Here is an 8,130-nt window from a genome sequence, read left to right on the forward strand (position 1 = left end):
CAATGCATAAACTCTCCTGGCTGGCTCTCTCTATGGCCCTCAGCGGCTGTAGTCAGCACAGCACCTATCAAAGACCCGAGCTGGCGATCGCCCCCACATGGCAACAGGCAGAGGGCGCCCAGCTGGCTACGCAGGCAGGCCCCTGGTGGCGGGAATTTGATGATCCCCGGCTCGACAAGCTGGTCGCTGCAGTCCTGGCCGCCAACCCGGACATGCGTGTGGCGGCCCTCAAGCTCAAAAGCGCCAGACTGGGGGCCGAGCAGGCCGATACCAACCTCACCCCCTCGGTCAATGGCACTATCGCTGCCAGTGGCAACAAGGATCTGAAAACCGGCAAAGGCACCAACAGTCTGGGGCCCTCGCTGAGCCTCAGTTACGAAGTGGATTTGTGGGGCAAGCTTGCCTCGGTGCGAGATCAGGCCAGCTGGGAAGCGGCGGCAAGCGAGCAGGATCTCGCCAGCACCCGACTGCTACTGATCGGCAATACCCTGGAGCAGTATTGGCAGCTCGGCTATCTCGGCTCTGCCATCGCACTCGGAGAACAGCAGTTGGCCAATCTGACGCGAACCGAGCAGCTGACCCAGACCAAATACCAGGCAGGCGCCATCACCCGGCTCGATCTGGCGCAGGCACGCCAGCTGTTGGCTGGAAAACAGGCTGAGCTGGCCTCCCTCAAGGCGCACCAGGAGCAGGCTCGCAATGCCCTGCGTCTGCTGCTGGGCCGCAGCTGCGGACCGCTGGAGTATGCACCCGCTTCCCTTGCAACCCAGACCATTCCTGAACTTGCAGTGGGTATTCCGGCCGATGTGCTGGCTCGCCGCCCCGATGTCAAAGCGGCCGAATTGCGGCTGCGCAAGACGCTGGCAAAAGGGGACGAGATCCGCACCAGCTTCTACCCCAGCCTGACCCTGACCGGCAGCGCCAGCACCGCATCCGATAGATTGGCGCAGGTACTGCAAAATCCGGTCGGCACGCTAGGGGCCAGCCTTGCCCTCCCCTTCCTTGAATACAACCGCACCCAGCTCGCCATCGAAAGCTCAGCGCTGGATTACCAGATCGCTGAAACCGAGTTTCGCAAACAGCTCTACACCGCACTGGTGGAGGTGGAAGACAATCTGGCCGCCCGCCACTATGGCCAGCAGCGACTCGATTATCTGCAAGAGCAGCTGAGTTATGCCCGGGAGGCCGAACGACTGGCCAAGGCTCGCTTCCAGGCGGGGGCAACCGGTGTGCAGGCCTGGCTTGATGAGCAGAACCGACTGTGGGATGCCCAGCAGAGCCTGCTGGCCCAGCAAAAAGAGCAGCTCACCACCACCGCCAAAATCTATCGCGCCCTGGGTGGCAGCGATACCGTGACGCCCCGATAACCGGGGAATCGGGAATCGTGAGTCGGGAGTCGTTACTGGTGAATCGTGAATCGATTAACCATTAACCATTAACCATTAACCGTGAAGCGGGAATATCCCGTGATATCGAGAAAAACAACAATACGATGGCGACGATAAAAAGGATACAAGCGAGGATGCTGACAACCATGGCCGCAGAGGATTAGTGCAGGACAAGTAAAACGGTAAAAATAATGCCGCTCAAGGGCGGCATTATTCAATCTCTGAACCTGACGAATTAAATCAGGAAATCGTTCAGATCTTTACCCAGAGCAACTTGGGCAGCAATGGCTTTTGGCATACGACCTTGACCGGTCCAGGTTTTTTCCTGGCCATCTTCTTCGTACTTGTATTTAGCCGGGCGCGGAGCACGCTTGCTCTTGGCAGCGCCAGTCGCCGCAGCGGGAGCTGCCGCATTGGCCAGCAGCTCACGAGGATCAATACCGGCCTGCTGCAGCATTTCGGTAAATTCACTCAGTTTGCGCTGACGCTCTTCCTGTTCTGCACGCTCCTGCTCAACAGAATCGGCGCGCTCTTGGAAAACCAGGTCAAACTTCTCTTTAGCTTCCAGCAGTTGCTCAAACGGCAGTTCACGAATGGCCGCACGCAGGCTGCGAATGTTCAACAGAACTTTCAGAAACTCGTTCATTATTTCCTCACTAAAAGCCGGTTACAGGGATAACCATTTCAGAATAGCATGGACAATTCCTAACATCATACAGTTTTTCTATATTAGCGTTCTTTTTTCTTAATTTTCACCATCAAGATCGAATGCGCGTCACTATCAATAACAAAAACTGGCACGCAGACATTCTGGGAGGAGAGGATTACTCTCTTGTGCCCAAAAACCGCTGGTATTGCAAGACTCATTAATTTCCAGTTCAGTATCCTGCAGAGTAGCCCCCTGAGCTCCGCGATATAAGCCTTGAGCACAGATTGTTAGCATGCGTTCAACATATGTGGCAAGCCTGCCCCTATCCGTTTCTTCTGGCCCCAGCCCCGTTATTCAGATCATGAAGAGCTGTCCCAATTGACCATAACCCGACACCACATCATCAATAAAAACAATTATAAATCAGCACCTTGGAATCTATACGCAACTTTTAAATGTCTCTCTTTTATAACCTGCATTGCAGATGCATGTGCCTAAAAACATATGCCTAAAATCAAGCTGATCAGGTATCTGGCATCCAGAACACAAGTAATAAAAAAGCCAGCCTTTTTGAAAGGCTGGCTTGCTCCGTAGTCAAATAGCACTAGTTATTCTTGGTTATATTCTTGGCTGGTTGATCAACACCGGTCATCACCGCTTTGGCTGCCGACCCGATTAAAAGGGGTTCGGTTGGATAGAGCTTAAGTGCTGCTGTTCGCATCCCATTGGCTTCCTCCGTTCGGCCCAATGCATTTAGTGCGATCACCATATTGGCGTAGATGTTGGCGCGTGGTGTATGGCGTACAAATGCCTGCCCCCACTCTAGATAAGCTTCCAGTTCTGCCTTATTGCTGGTCTGCAAGCCCACCATCAGCCGGACCGAGTTCACATCAAACTCGACTCGGGTCAACCAGGCCATGGGGTTAACAATATCAAGTAGCAAGGCTGGCTCTTTATACCCGCCCCGTTCATATTTGGTGACAACCCAAGCGGTGTGAATAGCTGTGAGCATAAAAGGTACAACCAGCAACGGGATCGCAATCGCCATAAATCGCAATAACAACCAGGGGCGGCACTCCCTATCCCACCATGATGAGACACCATGACTCACCACGTTACTCTCTTCAATTTCAGTATCGATGCTATAAATCAGCGTCAGCAACAACCACCACTGTACGATGGCATGATAAAGAGGATATTCCGTCTGGGTATGGAGCAATATCGGCATAACCAGAGCAAGTAGAGCCATGGCATTAACCCAACGCACACTCGTCAGACGCACTAATAGCGCGCCCCCCATTATCACCATCCCAATGATGGGGGCAATGCCACCCTCAACCGCCCAATAGAGAAACTCATTGTGGGGATGGTCAAGGTTGTAAATTTCCATTCCTATATCTGGACTAAGGCTTCTAGCCTCAACATAACGATGTAAAAAAGTAGACTCAAAACCTCCATAACCGATACCAACCATCCAATGCTGTGTTACTAGACCGTAGGTAAAAGACCATATATTCGAACGAACCCCACCAGACTGATAAATCTCCACCCCGCGTTTTACCCCCGCCATCCCATATTGGGATAACAAGCCAAGGGCTAGTGCAACAATAACCAGAGCCAATATCCGCCATAGCAAACGTTGGCGATAAAGTTGCGGCATTAATAGAAACAGCGCCAGCAGTCCACCTAATTGCCCCACCCGGGATTGCAACACAACTAGCAACAGTGTTGCTGATAGAATGACGCCATAGCGCAGAGCCATCAGCAGGCGGCTGCTCTCACTGCGCAACTCCAGCCAGATAGCCAGGGCAAGTCCAGTCGCCATAAAGCTCGCCATCACATTGGGTTGCTGAAAGATCCCGTAAGGGCGATTGGCGTTGGTGTCATAGCCAATCCAGTTACCTGGCGTCAGCAGATAAAACTGCACCAGCCCAAGCACCGCCTCTATCGCAATGGCGATCAGGATGAGATAGAGCAAGCGATCTCGCTGCCAACGATTAAAACGCCATTGATAGAGCCCGAACAAAAACAGCAGGCCCGCGAAGAGCCCCAACAATCGAGGGATAGCATAATCCTTGAACTCAAAGCCGGGATAAAACATGGGCAGCAACAGCAAGAGCGCCCCCATCCATAAACCAGCTTGCAAGGGAGAGAAAACCAGTCTCTGGCGCAAGGTCACTTGCCACAATCCCAACCCAATAGCCAGAGAGGCGAAGATCCATCCCCAGGTATTAAAGGGCAGATAGAGCCCGGCACCACCCGGGTTGTGCATAAAAAAATGCATCCCCAACAACCAATAGAGCCCACATAAAACCATCATGATTCGCGTTAACGTCACAGCCCAGCTCCTTAGGCCCACCCATCATTGAAAGGGCATACAAGATACAGATAAAAAGAGAGGGGGCACACTGCCCCCTCGATTACATCAACGATTCCAATTATGCCTCTTCTGGTCGGCGAAATGCATGGCGAATCAGCACAATACCCACCCCCAGCATGCCACCCAGCAGAGTGGCCAACACCACGATCAGCGGACGTTTTGGCTTGTCGCGGCTAAGAGGTTCATCTGGCGCGTCCAGATAGGAGAAAGGGCGAAATGCGATACCGTCCAAAGAGATGCTTTTTAAGCGTGCCATCTTCACCTGCAGAGATTGCAATTTGGGTTGATAAACCTCAAGGTCGATGGATTTCAGTAATGACAGCTTTTCTTCCAGACCTTTTGAACCCAGCGAAATGAGGAAACGATCTTGCGCGTTATAGTTTTCCAGTGGCGCACTGACACCGGCCGCTTTGGCCACTTTGTTAGCCATCACCAATTCTACTATTTCCTGTTGCAGGGTACGTTTTGTGTCCTCCTGCATGATCCGATACTCCGTGTTCATGCCATCCAACTGCAGATCACGCTGTTCAGTAAGCCGGTGTGTCAACTGCTTCTGCTGCATTCTGACAATATAATCAATATACTCTTCTAACATTGCCAGCGACCTCTCGGAGGTAGGGGCCGCAAACTTGAGCTCAACACCCGGCACCTCCCCCTTCTTATCTACGGGCTGAGCAGTGACAGATTTACTCCAGTCGCGCAGCCAACGCACCTGCGCCTTGCTATCCAACCCATGGTTTTTTACAACCTCTGCAAATAAAGGGCTGGCTTTGAGATAGTTACGGCGATTCTCGTAACTGTTGAACTCCAGAATAAATTCCTGGTGTAGATCTTTTCCACTGGGAAAACCGCCAAGACCCAATACAGTTGCCTGCTTTGAGACTTTCAGCATCGGTGTCATGTCCTCCGGCTTAGGCGCAGCCACCACTGCCGAAGCGGACCACTGCTGGGGTGCCAACAGCGCATACGCAATACCGCCTAAAGCAAACACCAGGGTAACCAGCATAATAAGCAGCTTCTGACGCCACAACACCAGCATCAGCTCACGAAAATCAATCTCATCAGAGGCAGCAGGTACTACCCACTGTGCCGGTACATCTGGACTTTTTTCTTTCATCACTGTCTCACGTTAGGTTAAAACAAAAGATACAGGCATTTCAGTATGTAGCAACTCAAACAATTCGATATATGTACAAGGACTGGTCTAAAATAACATGAGTGCTCAGTTAACTAAAACTCATTGTTTCCGTCTAATCCAAGCTAAAAAACGCCATATTGAATTCAGCCCCCACAGATATAGTATGAAAAAGCATAAAAAAACAATAAAACTTAATAACTCAGGCACTCGTATTGACTCGAAGTAAATACCAATTACAGCACATGCTGCTGCCAAAAAACAAATAAAGCATAAGGCCTGATTAGGAGATAACCCCGCACGCATACATATATGATGTAAATGTTCTCTGTCAGGTTTAAAGGGGGAGTGTCCTTTACGAATGCGCCTAATCATAATCGCTACCATATCAATCAACGGTATAGCAATTAACCATAATGCGGTGACAGGATACATCTGCGCTTTAGGACCTTGCGTACCTTGTAGCAAGGTCCAGATAACGGTAAAGCCTATCAGCATACTTCCAGCATCCCCCATAAAAACCTTGCGACGCGTTCCAAAAGGAAATCCCAGATTAAGAATGACATAGGGGATGACAACGATCATCATTAATAGACAAAACCGAGCTAATAATAACTGTTCGTCAATATAATTAAGGTACGCTAACCCACCAAAGGTGACTAGAGTTAGCCCACCTAGCAAGCCATCGATACCATCAACCATATTAAAAGCATTGATGGCGCCCAGAACGGCAAAAACAGTCACAATATAACTAAGAGGCCCTAATACAATTTCATGGCCAAAGGCTAACCCCCCTAAACTTTTTAGAGAAAGTCCAGCACCAAAGATCATGGCACAAGAGATTAATATCTGCACAACCAAGCGGATACGATAGTCAACATCATATTTATCGTCTATTGCTCCCATGATAACCAAGACGGAAGCACACAAAACATAGATATCTGAACTAGTTAATAAATCAGGTTTGAACCATAACGCCAACATCAAAGTCAAATAGATAGAAATCCCACCCACCAAAGGAACTGCACCTTGGTGTAGTTTTCGCTCATTAGGCCGGTCAACAAGATTTATTTTTTTAGCCACCTTTCGTAAAAAAAACAAGCATATAAATGCTGTGATGAAAAAAATTGCATATTCCATTCTATGCCACCAAAGAAAGATATAATTTTATGGTTAGAAATAAAATCAACTCAATAAAAAATAAAAACCAGCCCCCAATAAATTAAGCAATTAAAATCAGCATCAATTGGACGATTAAACGAAAAGCTGTTCATATTTATCGACTACACTACGCCATTGATATTTATCACTTGCAATTTGCCTCATCCTCTCCCCGGAATGAACTACATGTTCATCATACTTTTCAATAAGCTGGCGCAACGTTTCTATGCTATTAAAATATAGAGCACTGTTATCTGTAGTATAGCGATTGAAAATACAATCAAATGCATATATTGGCATGCCAAATTGCATGGCTTCAACCAAAGAAGGATTGGTACCACCAGCAGAATGACCATGCACGTATCCCTTACATTGCCTTCTCATCTTATAGAGTACGGAGATATCATAAATAGGATCAACAATCTCTATATTTTCATAATGCGAAAACCTGCTTTTAAGCGCACGACCATATTCACTTGCCTCCCAGTTACCAATGAAGCACAATTTCTCTCTAGATTTAGAAAAGGCAGTCAGGATCAATTCAATATTATTCTCAGGCTCTATCCGACAAAGTGAAAGATAAAAATCATCTTTGACATAATTTTCCTGGTGTTCGACTTGTAATGCATGGTCTCCACCATAAGCTATGACCTCACTGACAACACCATATTCATCCATTACATAATCAGCGATACCCTGATTATCTGATACGACAGCATCTGAAAAACGAACGGCAAGTTTTTCCGAAAATTTCAAAAATTTTTTCGTCAGCCATCCCCACTTGTCGCGCCGCCACTCCAGTCCATCAATATTCGTAACAATACGTGACGAACTAAACAACCGATAGATGGGTAAAAACAAACAACCAGAGACCCCCAATATCAATGTGACATCAGGTTTTTTCTTAAGGCAAATTATCAGACTTAATATATCATAAGGTATACTAGAGACCCCATTAGCCTTGATCGGGAGATATAACAACGAAGCATCTTTATAATTTTCAGATTTTGTCTGATAGGAGTGAGAAGAGCAAAAAATATGATATTTTACACTGTCTGACTGAAAGTCGACAAGATTTTGCACTAAAGATTCAAAACCGCCATAGCAAGCCGGTATACCGACAGTACCAATTACAGCAACATTATTCATCAAATCGAGCCCTAATTATAAATATTTATCACCACGAATTCTTTATCTGAAATATTTCAGAACTTCATAAATGGGAGACGATATATTTTTATAGAAGATATTTGTTTTTGATAGACAAATTGTAATGGCTAGTACTCTTATAAAAAGATCACGTGTTGTCGCTGATTGTATAGAGACATATCGAGTATTCTGTCATCTATAATTGGATAAGTAATCTCCCCTGCGCAATATCTCACTCCCATTGCTCATGTTTAGATTGTTTAGATTG

6 protein-coding genes are annotated in these 8,130 nt (G+C 47.6%); 1 reads left to right on the top strand and 5 read right to left on the bottom strand.

Annotated features, from left to right (window positions below):
• Positions 1-2 precede the first annotated feature (2 nt).
• The gene (locus BN1117_RS03360) at positions 3-1,367 is read left to right on the top strand and encodes an efflux transporter outer membrane subunit (protein ID WP_040094843.1); all 1,365 of its coding nucleotides are present in this window, start codon (positions 3-5) and stop codon (positions 1,365-1,367) included.
• A gap of 256 nt (positions 1,368-1,623) precedes the next feature.
• Here the strand turns inward: BN1117_RS03360 and BN1117_RS03365 are convergent, their stop codons facing one another.
• From BN1117_RS03365 to BN1117_RS03385, 5 genes are all read right to left on the bottom strand, one after another.
• Complete coding sequence (locus BN1117_RS03365; protein WP_040094844.1) at positions 1,624-2,034, bottom strand: H-NS family histone-like protein; 411 nt, start codon at positions 2,032-2,034, stop codon at positions 1,624-1,626.
• Positions 2,035-2,641: 607 nt separating this feature from the next.
• Positions 2,642-4,357, bottom strand: a complete 1,716-nt coding sequence (locus BN1117_RS03370) for a PglL family O-oligosaccharyltransferase (protein WP_167334810.1) — start codon at positions 4,355-4,357, stop codon at positions 2,642-2,644.
• A 118-nt stretch (positions 4,358-4,475) separates the two neighbouring features.
• Positions 4,476-5,534, bottom strand: coding sequence for an LPS O-antigen chain length determinant protein WzzB (locus BN1117_RS03375; protein WP_040094846.1), 1,059 nt, complete (start codon positions 5,532-5,534; stop codon positions 4,476-4,478).
• Positions 5,535-5,654: 120 nt separating this feature from the next.
• Positions 5,655-6,692 (bottom strand): UDP-N-acetylglucosamine--undecaprenyl-phosphate N-acetylglucosaminephosphotransferase, encoded by a 1,038-nt coding sequence (gene wecA / locus BN1117_RS03380; RefSeq protein ID WP_040094847.1) that lies wholly within the window; start codon positions 6,690-6,692, stop codon positions 5,655-5,657.
• 114 nt (positions 6,693-6,806) lie between these two features.
• Positions 6,807-7,862 (bottom strand): DUF1972 domain-containing protein, encoded by a 1,056-nt coding sequence (locus BN1117_RS03385; RefSeq protein WP_040094848.1) that lies wholly within the window; start codon positions 7,860-7,862, stop codon positions 6,807-6,809.
• Between the last annotated feature and the right edge of the window lie 268 nt (positions 7,863-8,130).

The organism is Aeromonas australiensis (assembly GCF_000819725.1).
GTDB lineage: Bacteria > Pseudomonadota > Gammaproteobacteria > Enterobacterales > Aeromonadaceae > Aeromonas > Aeromonas australiensis.